Below are 16,749 nucleotides of genomic sequence, written 5' to 3' on the forward strand. Positions count from 1 at the left end.
CGCCTTCTCCGGTACCATTTCTTCAAATCCAAATGAGGAAACGGCCATGAGCTTCCAGAACCCAGTTTTCATCCCCGGGCCCACAAACATGCCCGAGCACCTGCGCCGGGCCTGTGACATGCCGACCCTGGACCACCGGTCACCGCTTTTCGGCGAGATCCTGAAGCCGGCCCTTGCGGGCGTCAAAAAGGTCCTGAAATCCGAGACGGCGGACATCTTCGTGTTTCCGTCCACCGGCACCGGCGGCTGGGAGACCACGATCACCAACACCCTGAGCCCGGGCGACAGGATCCTGGCAGCCCGCAACGGCATGTTCAGCCATCGCTGGATCGACATGTGCCAGCGTCACGGCCTGAAGGTCGAGGTCGTCGAGGCGCCCTGGGGCACCGGCCTGCCGGCGGACCGCTACGAGGAGATCCTGGCGAAGGATACCGGCCACGAGATCAAGGCGGTCCTGGCGACCCACAACGAAACCGCCACCGGCGTCAAGTCAGATATCGCCGCCGTCCGTCGCGCGCTGAATGCCGCCAATCACCCGGCGCTCTTGTTCGTCGACGGCGTCAGTTCGATTGCCTCGATGGATTTCCGCATGGACGAATGGGGTGTCGATGCCGCCGTTACCGGCTCGCAGAAGGGCTTCATGCTGCCGCCGGGCCTGGCGATCGTCGCCCTGTCGCCGAAGGCGCAGGCCGCTGTCGAGACCGCGAAACTGCCGCGCACCTTCTTCGATGTCCGCGACATGATGAAGGCCTATGCGAGCAACGCCTATCCCTATACGCCGGCCGTCGGCCTGCTCAACGGACTGAAGCAGAGCTGCGACATGCTGCTCGACGAAGGGCTGGAGAACGTCTTTGCCCGTCATCACCGCATCGCCGAGGGCGTCCGCGCCGCCGTCCGCGCCTGGGGCCTGGAGCTCTGCGCCAAGACTCCGGACCTCTATTCGGACAGCGTCAGCGCGATCCGCACGCCCGAAGGCTTCAACGCCACCGATGTCGTCACCCATGCCGCCGGGAAATACGGTGTCGCGTTCGGCGTCGGCCTCGGGGAGGTCGCGGGCAAGGTGTTCCGCATCGGCCATCTGGGCAGCCTGACCGACGTCATGACCCTGTCGGGCCTGGCAACCGCCGAAATGGTCATGGCCGATCTCGGCCTGCCCGTCACACTCGGCTCCGGCGTCGCCGCCGCCCAGCAATACTACCGCCGTGAACCCGCCGTTTCTGCAAAGGAAGCCGCATGAAAACCGATGCCCTGACCCCTGACATCCCGACGCTCGAGGACATGCTGGTCGCCCATGAGCGCATCAAGCCCCATATCCACCGCACGCCGGTGCTGACCTCCTCGTTCCTCAACGAGCTGACCGGTGCCAAGCTCTTTTTCAAGTGCGAGAATTTCCAGAAGGCCGGCGCCTTCAAGGTGCGCGGCGCCTCCAACGCGGTCTTCGGCCTTGACGAAGAGACCGCCAGGGCCGGTGTTGCCACGCATTCCTCCGGCAACCACGCGCTGAGCCTGTCCTACGCGGCTGGCCGGCGCGGCATTCCCTGCCACGTGGTCATGCCGAAGACGGCCCCGCAGGCGAAGAAGGACGCGGTGCGCGGCTATGGCGGCATCATCACCGAATGCGAGCCGTCGACCTCCAGCCGCGAGGCTGTCTTTGCCGAGGTCCAACAGAAGACCGGCGCGGAATTCGTGCATCCCTACAATGACCCGCGTGTCATCGCCGGGCAGGGCACCTGTTCGAAGGAACTCATGGAACAGACCGACGGACTGGACGCGGTGATCGCCCCGATCGGCGGCGGCGGTATGGTCTCCGGCACCTGCCTGACGCTGTCGAACCTGGCGCCGGAAGTGAAGATCTACGCGGCCGAACCGGAACAGGCCGACGATGCCGCGCGCAGCTTCCGCGCCGGTCACATCATCGCCGACGACGCGCCGAATACCGTCGCGGATGGACTGAAAGTGCCGCTCAAGGAGCTGACCTGGCACTTCGTCTCCAACCACGTCACCGACATCCTGACCGCCTCGGAGCAGGAAATCATCGACGCCATGCGCCTGACCTGGGCGCGGATGAAGATCGTGATGGAACCATCCTCTGCCGTGCCGCTGGCGACCATCCTGAAGAACAGGGACGTCTTCGCGGGCAAACGCGTTGGGGTCATCATCACCGGCGGCAATGTCGATCTCGGCAAATTGCCCTGGATGCTTTGACTCATTCTGGAGAAAAACAATGAACGCACAAACCGGATTTGAAAAACTCGAAGTCGGCTACGACATTCCCGCCCTGCCGGGCATGGACGAGGCCGATATCCAGACACCGTGCCTGGTGCTCGATCTCGACGCCCTGGAGCGCAACATCAGGAAGATGGGCGACTACGCCAAAGCCCACGGCATGCGCCACCGGGTGCACGGCAAGATGCACAAGTCGGTCGATGTCGCGAAGCTGCAGGAGCGTCTCGGCGGCGCCGTCGGCGTCTGCTGCCAGAAGGTCTCGGAGGCGGAAGTCTTCGCCCGCGGCGGCATCAGGGACATCCTGGTCTCCAACCAGGTGCGCGATCCGAAGAAGATCGACCGGCTGGCCCGGCTGCCGAAACTCGGTGCCCGCACGATCGTCTGTGTCGATGACATTGCCAATGTCGCCGAGCTGTCCGAAGCCGCCGCCAGGAACGACACCGAAATCGAGGTCTTCATCGAGATCGATTGCGGCGCCGGCCGCTGCGGCGTCACCACCAGCGAGGCGGTCGTCGAGATTGCGAAGGCGGTCGATGCCGCCGAAAACCTGAAATTCACCGGCATCCAGGCCTATCAGGGCGCCATGCAGCATCTCGACAGCTATGAGGCCCGCAAGGACAAACTCGACATCGCCATTGCCATGGTCAGGGACGCGGTCGAGGCGCTGAAGGCGGCCGGCCTCGAACCGGAACTCGTCTCGGGCGGTGGCACCGGCTCCTACTACTTCGAGTCCAATTCCGGCGTCTACAACGAGTTGCAATGCGGCTCCTACGCCTTCATGGACGCCGATTACGGCCGGATCCTCGACAAGGACGGCAAGCGGATCGACCAGGGCGAGTGGGAGAACGCGTTCTTCATCCTCACCCAGGTGATGAGCCACGCCAAGGCCGACAAGGCGATCTGCGACGCGGGGCTGAAAGCCCAGTCCGTCGACAGCGGCCTGCCTTTCATCTACGGCCGCGACGATGTCGAATACGTCAAATGCTCGGACGAGCACGGCGTCATCGCCGACCCGAAGGGCGTCCTGAAAGTGGGCGAAAAACTGAAGCTGGTCCCGGGCCACTGCGACCCGACCGCCAATGTGCACGACTGGTATGTCGGCGTTCGCAACGGCAAGGTCGAGACGGTCTGGCCGGTGTCGGCCCGCGGCAAGGCTTACTGATACACAGCTCCCTGCTGTTCGTCATTGCCGGGCTTGACCCGGCAATCCATGCCGTGACCTTTCCATGTCGAAGATGTTCGATCCGGCGGGAAACGGCATGGATGCCATGGACAAGCCATGGCATGACGACGGTAGGGCTGTGTCACACCAATGAACTCCGACGTCATCCTGAGGAGGCGCGCCAGCGCCGTCTCGAAGGATCGGCCTCCACTGCAGAATGTGCAGCCGATCCTTCGAGACGGACCTTCGGCCCTCCTCAGGATGACGTCGGAGTGTGTTGCAGGCTTCAAATCGGAGACCCACATGATCATTGTTCCTGAAAAGGAAATCGCCGGCCTGATCGGCCGCCAGGACGCCTTTGACGCGGTCGAGAGCGTCTTTGCCGCCATGGCGAGCGGCGCGGCCTATAATTTTCCGGTCATCCGCGAGGCGATCGGCCATGCCGATGCGCTTTACGGCTTCAAGTCCGGTTTCGACCGCTCGTCGCTCGCCCTTGGCCTGAAATCCGGCGGCTACTGGCCGGGCAACATGGCAAAGGGCCTGACCAACCACCAGTCGACCGTGTTCCTGTTCGACGCCGATACCGGACAAGCCAAGGCGGTTGTCGGCGGCAATCTGCTGACGGCGCTCAGGACGGCCGCGGCCTCCGCCGTTTCGATCAAACACCTGGCGCGCCAGGACGCCAGGGTGCTCGGCATGATCGGTGCCGGCCACCAGTCCGCGTTCCAGATGCGGGCCGCCGTGGAGCAGCGAAATTTTGAAAAGGTGATCGGCTGGAACCTGCATCCGGAAATGCTGGTGCGTCTGGAAGACACCGCCGGTGACCTCGGCCTGCCCTTCGAGGCCGTCGATCTCGACCGGCTCGGCGCGGAGGCCGACGTGATCATCTCGATCACCTCAAGCTTCGAACCGATCCTGAAGGCCGCGCAGGTCGGCCCGGGCACGCATCTCGCCTGCATGGGAACGGATACCAAGGGCAAGCAGGAGGTCGAGACGGAGCTGGTCGGCAAGGCCAGGCTTTTCACCGACGAGGTTGCCCAGTCCGCGACCATCGGCGAATGCCAGCACGCGGTCGCCGCCGGAATTGTCCCTGAGGACAATATAATTGAGATCGGCGCCGTCATTAATGCTACCCATCCGGGACGGACCTCGGACGAGGACATCACCCTCTTCGACGGAACGGGCGTCGGCCTTCAGGATCTCGCGGTGGCATCGGCCGCCGTCGAGCTGGCCCTCCGGAAAGGCGTCGCCATCAACGTGGATTTTTGAGTCAGGCGGAGTGCCCGGCATTTCCGGCTTGCACCCAACAACCTCTCCCATTGGGAGAGGTCGGACCGAAGGTCCGGGTGAGGGGACAAACGCCTCGTGGGCACTGCCCCGTTATACCCCTCACCCTAACCCTCTCCCCATGGGAGAGGGGATCTTCTGCAACCTGGTGCAAAGCCGTGCCTTGCCGCCATGCTCAATGGACGGATTTGGGTTGTTGGAATGCGGATTGTGATCAACGGGTTCGGCCGGATCGGCCGGACCGTCCTGCGTCAGGTGCTCAGCCTTCCTGAAAAAGACGCGATCGAGGTGGTGCGGATCAACGACATCGCGCCGCTGGAAACCTGCGCCTATCTCTTCAAGTATGACAGCGTCTTCGGCCCCTGGCCGGGCGAGGTCACGGCCGGTGACGGAACGCTGACCATTGACGGACGCGAGATCGTCTTTTCCGCCGAGCCGGACCTGTCAGTGCTCGATCTCGCCGGTGTCGACGTCGTGATGGAATGTACCGGCAAGGCCGACACGCGCACCATTGCGGATCGTGGTCTCAGGGCCGGAGCCACCAACGTTCTGATTTCCGGCCCCTCCAAGGCCGCCGACATCACCCTGGTGCTCGGCGCCAACGAACAGGAAATGAACGGCCACAGGATCGTCTCCAACGGCTCCTGCACCACCAACGCCCTTGCCCCGCTGCTGCGCGGCCTCGACGATGCCATCGGCATCCAGAGCGGCCACATGACCACCATTCACTGCTACACCGGCAGCCAGCCGATGGTGGACGCGCCGCGCGGACCGCTGGAGCGCAGCCGCGCGGGCGGCGTCTCCATGGTGCCGACCACCACCAGTGCCACGAGACTGGTCGGCACGGTGCTGCCGCAGCTTGCCGGCAAGGTCAGCGGTGCGGCGGTGCGTGTGCCGTCGATCAGCGTCTCCGCCGTCGACCTCACCGTGACCCTGGCCCAGCCCGTCAAAGCGCCGTTCAATGACCGGCTTCTTGAGATTTTCGAGAACAATCCGGTGATCGGCTTCGTCAGGGATCACGTCGTTTCCACCGACATGCGCACCCGCCCGGAATCCCTCGTGATCCACCTGCCGGAAACGCTGGAGGCCAACGCCCACCAGGTGCGCATCTTCGGCTGGTACGACAATGAATGGGGCTTTTCGGCGCGCATGATCGACATGGCGAGGTTGATGGCGGGGCGGTAACCCCACCGCCGTCATTCCGGACAAGTGCAGCATCGCTGCACACAGATCCGGAATCCAGCGCGTCAGCGTTCGCGAAGCGAACACCAATGAAGAAAATGAGCCGCGCTTTCAGCGGGAAATATGTCTGGGTTCCGGATCGGCGCTCGGCTGCGCCTCACGTGTCCGGAATGATGGTTGAGAGGTGGTGGTGGGAACCAACAAAAAAGGGCCGCTCGCGCGGCCCCTCGTCATTCAGTTGCAAGGTGGCCTTACGCGGTTTCTTCCTTCGGAAGCGACCCGCGGCCGTGGCCCGACATGCCACCGGAAACCTCCTCGGTGGATTCGCCCGTCAGCTCGTCCGGCAGGATCAGGTTGAGCACAATTGCGATCGCCGCCGCCGGCAACAGGCCGCTGGTCAGCAGAATACGCGCCGTGTCCGGCATGTGCTGCAGGGCGCCGGGTTCCAGCTGCAGGCCGAGACCGATGGAAAGCGAGATGGCGAAGATCACCATGTTGCGCCGGTTCCAGTTGACGTCCGACAGCATGGAAATGCCCGCGGCGACCACCATGCCGAACATCACGATGACACCGCCGCCGAGCACCTCGATCGGCACCGTGCGGATGACCGCGCCGACCTTCGGAATGAGGCCGCAGACGATCAGGAAGATCGCGCCGATGGTGACCACGTGACGGCTCATGACGCCGGTCATCGCGATCAGGCCGACATTCTGGCTGAAGGAAGTGTTCGGGAAGCCGCCGAAGAAACCGGCAATGGCCGTGCCGATCCCGTCGGCATAGGTCGCGCCGGCGATTTCCTTGTCGGTCGCTTCACGGCCGGCGCCGCCCTTGGTGATGCCCGAGACGTCACCGACGGTTTCAACCGCGGACACGAAGGCCATCAGGCAGAAGCCGATGACAGCGGCGAAGGAGAATTCGAAGCCGTATTTGAACGGTTGCGGCAGGGCAAAGACGGCCGCCCGGTCCCAGGACCCGGCAATCGCGCCGAAGGTCAGCATGCCTGTGGCCAGCGCGAAGATGTAACCGGCGAGCAGGCCGAGCAACACTGCCGAAACCGACATCATGCCCTTGCCGAAGAATTTCAGCCCCAGGGTGACAACGATCACGACCAGTGCGGCCGACCAGTTCAGCAGCGAGCCGTATTCCGGCGTGCCGATGGCGGGCACACCGCCGGCGGCGTACTGGATGCCGACCTTGACCAGCGCCAGGCCGATCATGGTGACGACAAGGCCGGTCACCAGTGGCGGCAGGGCAAAACGGATCTTGCCGATGAAAAGGCCAAGGCAGGCGTGGAACATGCCGCCGATGATGACGCCGCCGAACAGGGCGGCGAGGCCGTCGACGCCCTTGCCGGCGACCAGCGGGATCATGATCGGCAGGAAGGCAAAGGAGGTGCCCTGGACAATCGGAAGGGCCGCGCCGACCGGGCCAAGCGTGAGGGTCTGCAGGAGCGTTGCCACGCCCGCAAACACCATCGACATCTGGATCAGATAGAGAAGCTCCGGAAAGTCGGGCGAATTGGACCCGAAGCCGAAGCCGGCGGCACCGGCGACAATGATGGCCGGGGTCACGTTGGAGACGAACATCGCCAGGACGTGCTGGATGCCGAGGGGGATCGCCTTCACCAAAGGCGGCGTGTAGTTGGGATCGCGGAGCTGCTCCGGCGACCCGATCGATGCGTTAGACATGTCTGCTCCTCAGAAGGTCGATGGACGTCTCCACCTCGTTTGGCGGGCAGGGATCGTCCGAAATGGAAGGCCTATCCCGTTGCGGCGGCCTCCACAGTCCACGGGTCCTCGAACCAATGTTCCTCAAGATTGGGTCCGTCCCCGATGCGGTCCACGACCGCGTAACGGCCCGCCTTGCCAAGCGGAGCCAGAACACCGTGCCAGGTGCCACGATGAAGATTGATCGACTGGCCCGGCTGGCTGATGAAAGCCTTCAGGTTGACCGGCGTGCCGGTGTTGTCGTCCGCGACGACGACGATCATCGGCACACCGTCCAGCGGAATGAACGCCTGGCTGCCGTCCGGGTGTCGCTCGACCATGTCGACGACGTGAGGCAGTGATCGCGCCTTTGCGTCGAACAGGCTGATGCCCGCCCGCCCGGTCCCGAAATCCAGCTTTGCCCTGTCGTGATGCCGGCCGCACATGCCCTGGTTTATGATCTTGTCAGGGTCACCTGCGACTTCCAGCACGTCGCCATAGGCGGCAAAAGCCTCGGCTGTGAGGGGCGATGGGGCGATGGTCCGGCTCACGGCAACAGGTCCTTGAGGCGGAACCAGGCGATCCGTTCCACCTGGCGGCAGGCTTCCTCGAATTCCGTGGCCCGGTCATTGCCGACCCGGCGCTGGAACGCCTCCATGATCGAGGCCTTGTCATGGTCGCGCACGGCGATGATGAACGGAAAGCCGTGCTTGTCGACGTAGTCCGTGTTGAGCTTTGTGAAGGTCTCGCGTTCCTCGTCGGTCAAGAGGTCGAGACCGGCGCTGGCCTGTTCGCTGGTGCTTTCCGCGGTCAGGCGGCCGGCGGCGGCCAGCTTGCCGGCGAGATCCGGGTGCGCGGTCAGGACGGAAAGACGCTCCTCTTCGCTGGCGGAGCGGAACATCCGGCAGAGCGCGTTGTGCACCCCGGCGGCGCAGTCGTGGGCGGGACCCAGCTCCAGCTCGAAGGCGCGTTCCGCGATCCAGGGGGAATGCTCGAAAATGCCGCCGAATTTTTCGACGAACTCGGTCTTGTCCATGCGGCTCGGCCGCGAGAACCTTTGCGGCGGGTGGGTCTTTGCCCAATGTTCGGCAATCTCGATCCGGCGCGGACACCAGACACCGTCATGTTTCCGGATGTGCTCGATGAACCTTTTCAGGGCCGCGATCTTGCCCGGTCGGCCGACGAGACGGCAATGCAGGCCGACGGACATCATTTTCGGTGTGTCCGTGCTGCCTTCCTCGTAGAGCATGTCGAAGGCGTTCTTCAGGTAGTTGAAGAAGTCCTCGCCGTCGGTCCAGCCGGGGGCGGTCGCGAATCGCATGTCGTTGGCTTCGAGCGTATAGGGAATGATCAGCTGGTCGCGGTCGCCGACTTCCAGCCAGTAGGGCAGGTCGTCGTCGTAGGTGTCGGAGACATAGGCAAAACCGCCCTCCTCGGCGACGAGACGCACCGTGTTTTCCGAACAGCGGCCGGTGTACCAGCCACGCGGGCGTGTCCCGACGACCTCGGTATGCAGGCGGATCGCCTCGGCAATCGCCGCGCGTTCCTCTTCCTGCGGCATGTCCTTGTGCTCCACCCATTTGAGGCCGTGGCTGGCGATTTCCCAGCCGGCGTCCTTCATCGCCTGGACCTGTTCCGGGCTGCGCGCCAGAGCGGTGGCAACGCCGTAGATGGTCAGCGGGATGTTCGAGCGGGTGAACAGGCGGTGCAGGCGCCAGAATCCGGCGCGGGCGCCGTATTCATAAATGGTTTCCATGTTCCAGTGGCGCTGGCCCTGCCATTGGGCGGCGCCGGGAATGTCGGACAGGAACGCCTCGGAGGCGGCGTCGCCATGGAGCACGCAGTTCTCGCCGCCCTCCTCGTAATTCAGGACGAACTGAACCGCGACCTTCGCCCCGTCCGGCCATTTCGGATCCGGCGGGGTCTGCCCATAGCCACGCATGTTCCGGGGATAACGATTCAAGACGGACCTCCTCGTGATACCAACAGGTTGAATATGAGTTCTCATCCCTAGCAAGGACTGTGCCCCAAGTCGCCCATTGGCATGGTGTCTTCTTATAAATCAGAACAATCCCGATGACTTTCTTGTCTTTTTAGAAAGTGCTTTCGGAGAAGCACGGGTGCCCGTAGCATCCGCCTCGGATCATCATGCGCCAAACGACTATGCGAAGGAGGCCCGAATGGCCGGATACCTGACGACCCATGTGCTCGACACCGCCCAAGGCTGCCCCGGAAAAGGCATCAAGATCGATCTTTATGCAATTACCGGAGAGACCCGCACCTATGTCCGCAGCCTCGTGACCAATGATGACGGGCGCACCGACAGCCCGATCCTGCCCAACGACGAGTTCCGGACCGGCATCTATGAACTGGTGTTCCATGTCGGCGCCTATTTCGACGCCGCCGGCATCGACCTGCCGGAGCCGAAATTCCTCGACACGGTGCCGCTGCGCTTCGGCATGTCCGAAGAGGCCCACTACCACGTGCCGCTGCTGGTCTCGCCGTTCAGCTTTTCGACCTACCGGGGGAGCTGAGGGGGCGCGCTCTTCAGGTTCTTCCAACACAAAACACAGGCGCTCACGCCACACTCGGCGTCATCCTGAGGAGCGCGCTCGCGCGCGTCTCGAAGGATCCGCAACAGCACTGCTGAGCAAGCGGCCGATCCTTCGAGACGGGCCTATAGCCCTCCTCAGGATGACGTAGTGGGTGGGGACCCCTTCTTTCGATGTTTGGCTTTCAATCAGCCTCTTGAGACTTCCGTTTCGCGTCGCCAAGCCCGGCAACCGCTTCCCCCACCTCCTTCTTCATGATGATCTCGCGATGCGGATACGGGATGGCGATGTTGTTTTCCTTGAACGTGTCCCACAGGGCCAGCAGCACCTTGCCGCGGATGTTGGTGAGGCCCTGCTGCGGGTCGTGGATCCAGAAGCGCAGGACGAAGTCGAGCGAGCTGTCGCCGAAGCCGGTCAGCCAGCACACCGGGCGGCGGTTCGATTCGACCCTGCCAACGCTCGAGGCCGCTTCGATGGCCAGCCGTGACACCTCGTGCGGGTCGGCGTCGTAGGAGACGCCGAAATTGACGTCGAGGCGGACGAGATCGTCGGAAAAGGACCAGTTGATCACCCGGTGGGTGATGAAATCCTCGTTCGGGATCAGGTATTCGCGCCCATCCCTGGTCACCACGGAAACGAACCGGGCCCGCAGTTCGCGGATCCAGCCGAACGTGCCCTCCAGCGAGATCGTATCACCCGGTTTGATCGACTTGTCGAGCAGGATGATGATGCCGGAAATGAAGTTGGAGATCACCTTCTGCAAGCCGAAGCCAATGCCGAGACCGATCGCCCCGGAGAACACCGTAAAGGCGGACAGATCGATGCCGACGGAGGAGAGTGCGATCATGCCGGCGAGCACGACCAGGCCGAACTTGGCGACCTTGCCGACCAGCACCCGGATCGACGGGGTCAGTTCATCCGAGCGCTGGACCTGTTCCTCGAAATAGCGGCCGACGATCACGGCGACCCAGATGGTGGCGATCAGCACCAGCGCTGCTTTCAGGACCAGAAGCAGGGACAGGCGCATTTCGCCGAGCGGCAGTGCCAGGCTGTCGAGGAAGGTGCCGGCCTCGTCGTCGAAGCCAAGGATCACCAGCGCCACATAGATCCAGGCCAGCCAGCTGAGCGTCCTGGCCACCAGCCGGTTGCGGATCACCCGGGACAGCACGGCGACGAACAGCCAGGCGAGCGACAGCGACAGCGCCACGGAGATGAAATGGCTGCGGCTCGGCCAAGTGGCGGAACGCATGATGGTCAGCGCGACGAACAGGAACAGGTTGAACAGGATCCATTCGGTCCGACGGAGCAGGGCGATGACCATGCGCAGAATGTCAGGATGGCCCTTGATCTCCCGCGCCCGTTCTTCCAGACGCGGTTCGACGCGCAGGCTGAGGACCTTGGCCAGGGCAAACAGGACGGCGATGATCACGACCTGGTAAGCGAACCAGGGCGCGGTCAGGTAGCTGAGCGCGACATGCGCCCAGGACTGGAATTCGGCGATGAGACTTTCCGGGGTCATCGATACCTGCCGTCCTCAACCAGGCCGGGGACTGATTCCACCGGCCCTTGCCTGCTGCAATCATCGGCAAACCCGGCAACAGATTCAAGCATTTACACAATTTCCCCGGATAAGCCGTCTCATAAGGCCTTAACTAGGTGCCCAAGCCAATCCGGCAATTCGCCTGAGCGCAACGACAAGGGGGACGCCCGGTTTCAGAGCCTTGTCAAACCTGTTAGGGGTTGTGTCCCACCGCAAGCCGAAGGACATCCCTTGACCGACCTTTCGCTCAAAGACGCCCTCTCCCGACGGCGCACCGTCCGGCAGTATTCCGGCAAAGCCGTCTCGATTTCCGCCCTGGAAGCGCTGCTTCACGCGGCACAAGGCATCACGGGCGATGAGGGCAAACGCAGCGCGCCCTCGGCTCATGCGCTCTACCCCTTGCGGCTTTACGTGGTGGCGGGTGATGTGGACGGCCTCAGTCCCGGTCTTTATGCCGCCAATCCGGAAACACTCGACCTGGAGCCCCAGCACGGCACGGACCTGCGCGCGGTGCTTCGGGAGGCGGCGATCGGCCAGCCGGAGTGGGTGACTGATGCCGCGGCCATCATCGTGATTGCCGCGGACATGGCCGGTCCGAGCGTGCATTTCGCCGAACAGCCGCCCTATGGCAGCCGCGGGACACGCTATGTGCATATGGAGGCCGGCGCCGCCGCCCAGAACCTGCAGCTTCAGGCGGTGGCCGAAGGGCTCGGAACCGTTCTGGTCGGCGGGTTTCACGACGAAGCGGTCGCAAAGGTGCTGGGCCTTGACGCCCCGCTGGCACCGCTCATCCTGCAATGCGTCGGCCATCCGGCGGACTAGGGGACGGACCCATAAATGAAGATGAAATGGTGTGAGGCGAATTGGTCTTCATCAAGGCGTGAAAGCGCAGGAAATGTGGTTCATTTTCAAGACTTTCGCGACGCCGAGGAAGCCCAATTCGGTCAAATCCGAAGGACATGGAAATGGCTTCACTCCGCGTCGTCAGCCCGCTTGACCGGGCAAAAAGCCCGCTCTACGCACCCTTCCTGGCGGTGTTTCGCCATTTTCCATGCCATTTAGTCTTCATTTATGAGTCCGTCACCTAGGCCGGTTTGCCGTCGACACTCTCCAGTTCGCGACGAAACCGCGCGGCCCAGTCCGCGCTCACCTCGTCGGCCAACTTGGCGACAGCAGGTGTCACGCCGTCCGCGGCCACCGGATCCAGGCCGAGTTTCTCAAGAACAAGACGCAGCGTGTCCCGTGGCGCGGCTGACAGGTCCTCGTAGGTGATCCGTAGCGGGCGAATGCCCTCCAGCCCGAACCAGGCCAGCCAGTCCCGGTCGAACCCGGTGAAACGCTCGTAACAGGTCCGGATTTCCGCGCCATCATAGTGCGGCTCACGCGGCTCCGACAGACGTTCCAATTCCGTGCCGTCCGGCGCCCTGTGCCAGAGGCCGGATTGCTGGGCCTTCACGAACGACACCGCCTGACCGATCTTGTCCTGCCGGGTCAGATGAATGAACAGGGTTCTTCCGAACGCGGCTTCAAGCCGGGCGGTATCGGTCGTTGGCACCGGATGGAGAGCCTTCAGTTTTTCCATGAAAAACGGAAAACTGTGCCGCTGCAGCCTCAGACCGAACATGCCTGTCTGCCGGCTGCCTTTTTCGTTGGCAGCCGCGAAAATCCTCTGCAGGCTCTGCAGTTCGGTCTCCGCCTGCTCAGCTTTCACGCCGAGATCGTCAAGCCAGGCGTCGACCGACGCCTCGTGGAAATGGGAATCCGGATGGCCGGCGATGCCGGTCGCCGACAGCAGCTTGCAGAGGAGCGTGCTGCCGCTTCGCGGCGAGGTACACAGGATGTAGGCTTGGTAGGCGGGCATCAGGATCGCGAAACAAAGTTGAAAATGTGAGGTCGGCGACCGGGTGGCATTTGCCGTACCGGGTTATACGCCTTGAAACAAGACGTTTTGCACATGGTCCGCAGGCGGCTGTTCACCGGCACCCGCCGCCTTTTTGCCTGTCGCGTTTAGATCAGGGCTGCGCTGTCACCCGCAGCTGGCTTGCCAGCAAAACCGCGAGCAAGGCCAACAGCGCAAGGGCCATGAAGGAAACCCGCAGGTTCGACAGCTGGGCAATGAAGCCCACGACCGGCGGGCCGAGCAGCATGCCGCCATAGCTCAGGGTCGCGACACTCGCGATGGCCGGACCCGGACGAATGACCGGATCGGCGGCAGCGCGGGAAAACACAAGGGGCATCACCACCGCGTATCCCACGCCCACAAGGGCGAATCCCGCGAGGGCAATCCAGAATGACTGCGTGACGACAACGATCATCAGACCTGCAAATGCCGTGGCACCGCTGAGGCGGGTCGTGACCACCGGCCCGAACCGCTCAACGAGAACGCCGCCACTGAACCGGGTCAGCACCATCGCGACGCTGAACGCCGCGTATCCCAGTGCCGCCTGGGCCTCCGACGCATCGATGACGGCGTGAAGAAAAACCGCGCTCCAGTCGGCCATGGCGCCTTCGCCGATCGCCACCGAAAAGGCAATCAGGCCGACCAGACACAAAGCGCCCGAGGGCAGCGAGGGCAGGGATTTCGAGTTGCCGCCCGCGTGGGGCGGTGGTGCCTTTGCCTGAACCGGAACCATGAGAACCAGCGCAGCGCCGCCGCCGAACACGGCAATTGCGGTGAAATGCGCCAAGGGTCCGAAACCGAGTTTCACGGCAGCAAAGCCGCTTGCCGCACCGAGGCCGGCCCCGAGACTGAACATTGCGTGAAACACGGACATCGTGCTTCGCCGCAGGCGGGTCTCGACGCGGGCGCCCCAGCCGTTCATCGCGACATCCATGGCACCGTGAAGGGCGCCAAAGAGAAACAGCCCCCCGCCCAGGAGATATTCGTCGGGCGCAAGCGCAATGCCAATGAGCGCGGGTCCGTAGGCCATGGCACTGCGCACGGTAAGCCTGTCCGTCCCCCAGCGTTCCGACAGGTTGCCGGCAAAGGGGAAAGACACGATCGCACCGGCGGCAAGCGCCAACAACAAGAGACCGAGTGTCCCCGGGGAGAGCTCAAACTGGGCCTTGAATGTCGGTACTCTGGCCGCCCAGGCACCGAACAAAAGCCCGTTGAATGCGAAGGCGGCAACGACCGCCCGCCATTCGGCATCCGCCCGAAGGGACCCGTGAGCGGTGTTGCGGTCCGCAGCGGCGTCAGACACGGGTCACCTCGACACCGGCGGCCCGGAATACGTCCAGCTTGCCGGAAGGGCCATTTGTGACGAGGCCGTCAATCTCGTTCAATTCCAGCACGCGATGCCGGCCTCGCCGTTCCAGTTTCGCTGAGGTTGTCACGACAATCGCGCGGGCGGATGCCATTGCCATGGCCCGCTTGATGCCGGCTTCCGCCCCGTCTTCCGCGCTCAATCCGAAATCCGGCCACAATCCGCATGCACCGAGCAGACAGAGATCTGCCGCAAATTCACCTACGGCCCGTTCCGCGGCGCCGCCGGTCGCCATCGCTCCTTCGGGGCAAAGCTCTCCCCCGATCAGCTGCACCCTGGCACCCCGATTGAGCGCCGCCAGCGCAACGGAGGGAGCCGGTGTGACCACCAGTCCTGAAAAATCCTCCGGCAAACGCGCCGCAATGGCGTTCATGGTCGTTCCCGCGTCAAGAAAGAGCGTCGCTTCGCTTGGGACAAGTGTCACGGCCTTCGCCGCAAGCCGCGCGATGCCGGGATCCGGTGTCTCTGCCCGTGCCGCATAAGGCGGTGTGGAGCGGGTGACCGGGATCGCACCGCCACGTACGCGCCGCACGAGACCGGTCTGTTCCATGGCAATGAGATCCCTGCGGATTGTATCGACCGAGATGCCGAGTTCTTCCGCGAGTGCGGCCGCGACAAGAGGTGTCCCGAGGTCGAGACGGTCACGCAGCACTTTCTGGCGGGTTTGGGGATTGTTCAGGTCAAGCATCTGGGCACTCTGCATGATCATGCAATGAAATGCAACAATCTGCATATTAGTGCATAATTTTGCATTTTTCGAAATCGAGGGACATGCCTGCCAGCCCTGCGGCGAACGTGCTAAACCTCTGGCATAAAGAATTTTTTGACTGTCTGGAGAATGGCGTCAGGCCGTTTCCCGACCCGGCATCTCGACAAGCGCCTTCTGGATCTGGGCGACCATGAAGTCCAGGAACAGGCGCACCTTGGGATCCTGGCGGCGACGGTGGGTGTAGAGGCAGGCCATCTGCACCGGGATCGGCGGTTCGCTCTCAAGCACCGGCACCAGCCGGCCGTCGGCGAGATAGTCGGCAACCTCGAAGACGGGCTTCAGCACGATGCCGTGACCTTCCAGCGCCCAGCCGGTCAGGACGTCGCCGTGATCGGACTCGAACGGGCCGGAGACCGCCACGCGCTTGACGCCGGTCTTCGTCTGCAGGGGCCACTGGAATTCCGGCGCGCCCGGATAACGCATGTTGAGGCAGTCGTGCTTGCCCGATGCCAGGTCCTCGCTGCCTTGGGGCGTGCCCTTGCGCTTGAGATACTCCGGCGAGGCGCACAGGATCCGGCTGCAATCGGCGATCTTGCGGATCTTCAGGTTGCTGTCTTCCGGGGTCCCCAGGAAAAACGCGGCATCGAGGCCTTCGCCGGTCAAGTCGACCTTGCGGTCTGACAGGCGCAGGCGGATGTCGATCAGCGGATTGGCGGCCTTGAACCTGGGGATCGCCGGCGCAATCAGCCGCTGGCCCATGCCGATGGGGGCCGCCACGAACAGCGTGCCGCGCGGCGAACGGGTGACATTGCTGATCTCCGCTTCCGCCTCTTCCACCGCCTCGATGATTTTTGTTGCACCGCGATAGAACAAATTGCCATGCTCTGTCGGGCTGAGGGCACGGGTGGTGCGCTGGAACAGGCGCACATTCAGGTGTTCCTCCAGCTGCGACACGCGCGAGGACGCGACGGCCGAGGAAATCCTCAGGTCGCGCGCCGCCGCCGACATGTTGCCGAGCTCGTAGACACGCAGAAAGGTGCGAATGTTTTCCAGATACGCCATGCAGGACCCACACTAGCCGCTTTATTGTTCTGATTTTTTTGAAACTGCTCGGAATTA

General features: G+C 63.4%; 15 protein-coding genes. 7 read left to right on the forward strand and 8 right to left on the reverse strand.

Translation table 11 applies throughout. From position 1 onward, the window contains the following. Positions 1 to 46: 46 nt before the first annotated feature. The 5 genes from bhcA (at position 47) to O6760_RS06425 (ending at position 5,860) form a co-directional block, all read left to right on the forward strand. Positions 47 to 1,237, forward strand: a complete 1,191-nt coding sequence (gene bhcA / locus O6760_RS06405; RefSeq protein ID WP_269584657.1) for an L-aspartate--glyoxylate aminotransferase BhcA — start codon at positions 47 to 49, stop codon at positions 1,235 to 1,237. Continuing rightward, positions 1,234 to 2,205: a beta-hydroxyaspartate dehydratase BhcB gene (bhcB, locus tag O6760_RS06410; RefSeq protein WP_269584658.1), complete on the forward strand. Its 972-nt coding sequence runs from the start codon at positions 1,234 to 1,236 to the stop codon at positions 2,203 to 2,205. Before bhcA ends, bhcB begins: the two co-directional genes overlap by 4 nt. A gap of 19 nt (positions 2,206 to 2,224) precedes the next feature. Beyond that, a complete protein-coding gene (gene bhcC / locus O6760_RS06415; protein ID WP_269584659.1) occupies positions 2,225 to 3,388 on the forward strand; it encodes a 3-hydroxy-D-aspartate aldolase BhcC in 1,164 nt (387 codons plus the stop codon). A 303-nt stretch (positions 3,389 to 3,691) separates the two neighbouring features. Further along, on the forward strand, positions 3,692 to 4,657 hold the full coding sequence (gene bhcD / locus O6760_RS06420; protein WP_269584660.1) for an iminosuccinate reductase BhcD: 966 nt from the start codon (positions 3,692 to 3,694) through the stop codon (positions 4,655 to 4,657). A 219-nt stretch (positions 4,658 to 4,876) separates the two neighbouring features. Beyond that, positions 4,877 to 5,860 carry a type I glyceraldehyde-3-phosphate dehydrogenase gene (locus O6760_RS06425; protein ID WP_269584661.1) on the forward strand — a complete coding sequence of 328 codons (984 nt, stop codon included), beginning with the start codon at positions 4,877 to 4,879 and terminating at the stop codon, positions 5,858 to 5,860. Between the two features lie 248 nt (positions 5,861 to 6,108). Here O6760_RS06425 and O6760_RS06430 read toward each other — a convergent pair whose 3' ends face one another. The 3 genes from O6760_RS06430 to puuE all read right to left on the reverse strand — a co-directional run bounded on the left by O6760_RS06430 (position 6,109) and on the right by puuE (position 9,571). Next, positions 6,109 to 7,545 carry a uracil-xanthine permease family protein gene (locus tag O6760_RS06430; protein ID WP_269584662.1) on the reverse strand — a complete coding sequence of 479 codons (1,437 nt, stop codon included), beginning with the start codon at positions 7,543 to 7,545 and terminating at the stop codon, positions 6,109 to 6,111. Positions 7,546 to 7,616: 71 nt separating this feature from the next. Then, complete coding sequence (locus O6760_RS06435) at positions 7,617 to 8,114, reverse strand: ureidoglycolate lyase (protein ID WP_269584663.1); 498 nt, start codon at positions 8,112 to 8,114, stop codon at positions 7,617 to 7,619. Continuing rightward, on the reverse strand, positions 8,111 to 9,571 hold the full coding sequence (gene puuE, locus O6760_RS06440) for an allantoinase PuuE (protein ID WP_442969860.1): 1,461 nt from the start codon (positions 9,569 to 9,571) through the stop codon (positions 8,111 to 8,113). The genes O6760_RS06435 and puuE overlap by 4 nt, the downstream gene beginning before the upstream one ends. 172 nt (positions 9,572 to 9,743) lie before the next feature. Here puuE and uraH point away from each other — a divergent pair, with 172 nt between their 5' ends. Continuing rightward, the gene (gene uraH, locus O6760_RS06445; protein WP_269584664.1) at positions 9,744 to 10,097 is read left to right on the forward strand and encodes a hydroxyisourate hydrolase; all 354 of its coding nucleotides are present in this window, start codon (positions 9,744 to 9,746) and stop codon (positions 10,095 to 10,097) included. 202 nt (positions 10,098 to 10,299) lie between these two features. On the opposite strand, the gene O6760_RS06450 is transcribed toward uraH, so the two are convergent. Beyond that, complete coding sequence (locus tag O6760_RS06450; protein ID WP_269584665.1) at positions 10,300 to 11,634, reverse strand: mechanosensitive ion channel family protein; 1,335 nt, start codon at positions 11,632 to 11,634, stop codon at positions 10,300 to 10,302. Positions 11,635 to 11,886: 252 nt separating this feature from the next. On the opposite strand from O6760_RS06450, the gene O6760_RS06455 reads away from it, so the two are divergent. Next, positions 11,887 to 12,477: a SagB/ThcOx family dehydrogenase gene (locus tag O6760_RS06455; RefSeq protein WP_269584666.1), complete on the forward strand. Its 591-nt coding sequence runs from the start codon at positions 11,887 to 11,889 to the stop codon at positions 12,475 to 12,477. Positions 12,478 to 12,739: 262 nt separating this feature from the next. On the opposite strand, the gene O6760_RS06460 is transcribed toward O6760_RS06455, so the two are convergent. The 4 genes from O6760_RS06460 to O6760_RS06475 form a co-directional block, all read right to left on the reverse strand. Continuing rightward, a complete protein-coding gene (locus O6760_RS06460; protein WP_269584667.1) occupies positions 12,740 to 13,516 on the reverse strand; it encodes a Stf0 family sulfotransferase in 777 nt (258 codons plus the stop codon). Between the two features lie 151 nt (positions 13,517 to 13,667). Next, the gene (locus O6760_RS06465) at positions 13,668 to 14,858 is read right to left on the reverse strand and encodes an MFS transporter (protein ID WP_269584668.1); all 1,191 of its coding nucleotides are present in this window, start codon (positions 14,856 to 14,858) and stop codon (positions 13,668 to 13,670) included. After that, on the reverse strand, positions 14,851 to 15,609 hold the full coding sequence (locus O6760_RS06470) for a DeoR/GlpR family DNA-binding transcription regulator (protein ID WP_269584669.1): 759 nt from the start codon (positions 15,607 to 15,609) through the stop codon (positions 14,851 to 14,853). Before O6760_RS06470 ends, O6760_RS06465 begins: the two co-directional genes overlap by 8 nt. A 156-nt stretch (positions 15,610 to 15,765) precedes the next feature. After that, positions 15,766 to 16,692: a LysR family transcriptional regulator gene (locus O6760_RS06475; protein ID WP_269584670.1), complete on the reverse strand. Its 927-nt coding sequence runs from the start codon at positions 16,690 to 16,692 to the stop codon at positions 15,766 to 15,768. Positions 16,693 to 16,749 lie beyond the last annotated feature (57 nt).

This window comes from Roseibium sp. Sym1 (assembly GCF_027359675.1).
GTDB lineage: Bacteria > Pseudomonadota > Alphaproteobacteria > Rhizobiales > Stappiaceae > Roseibium.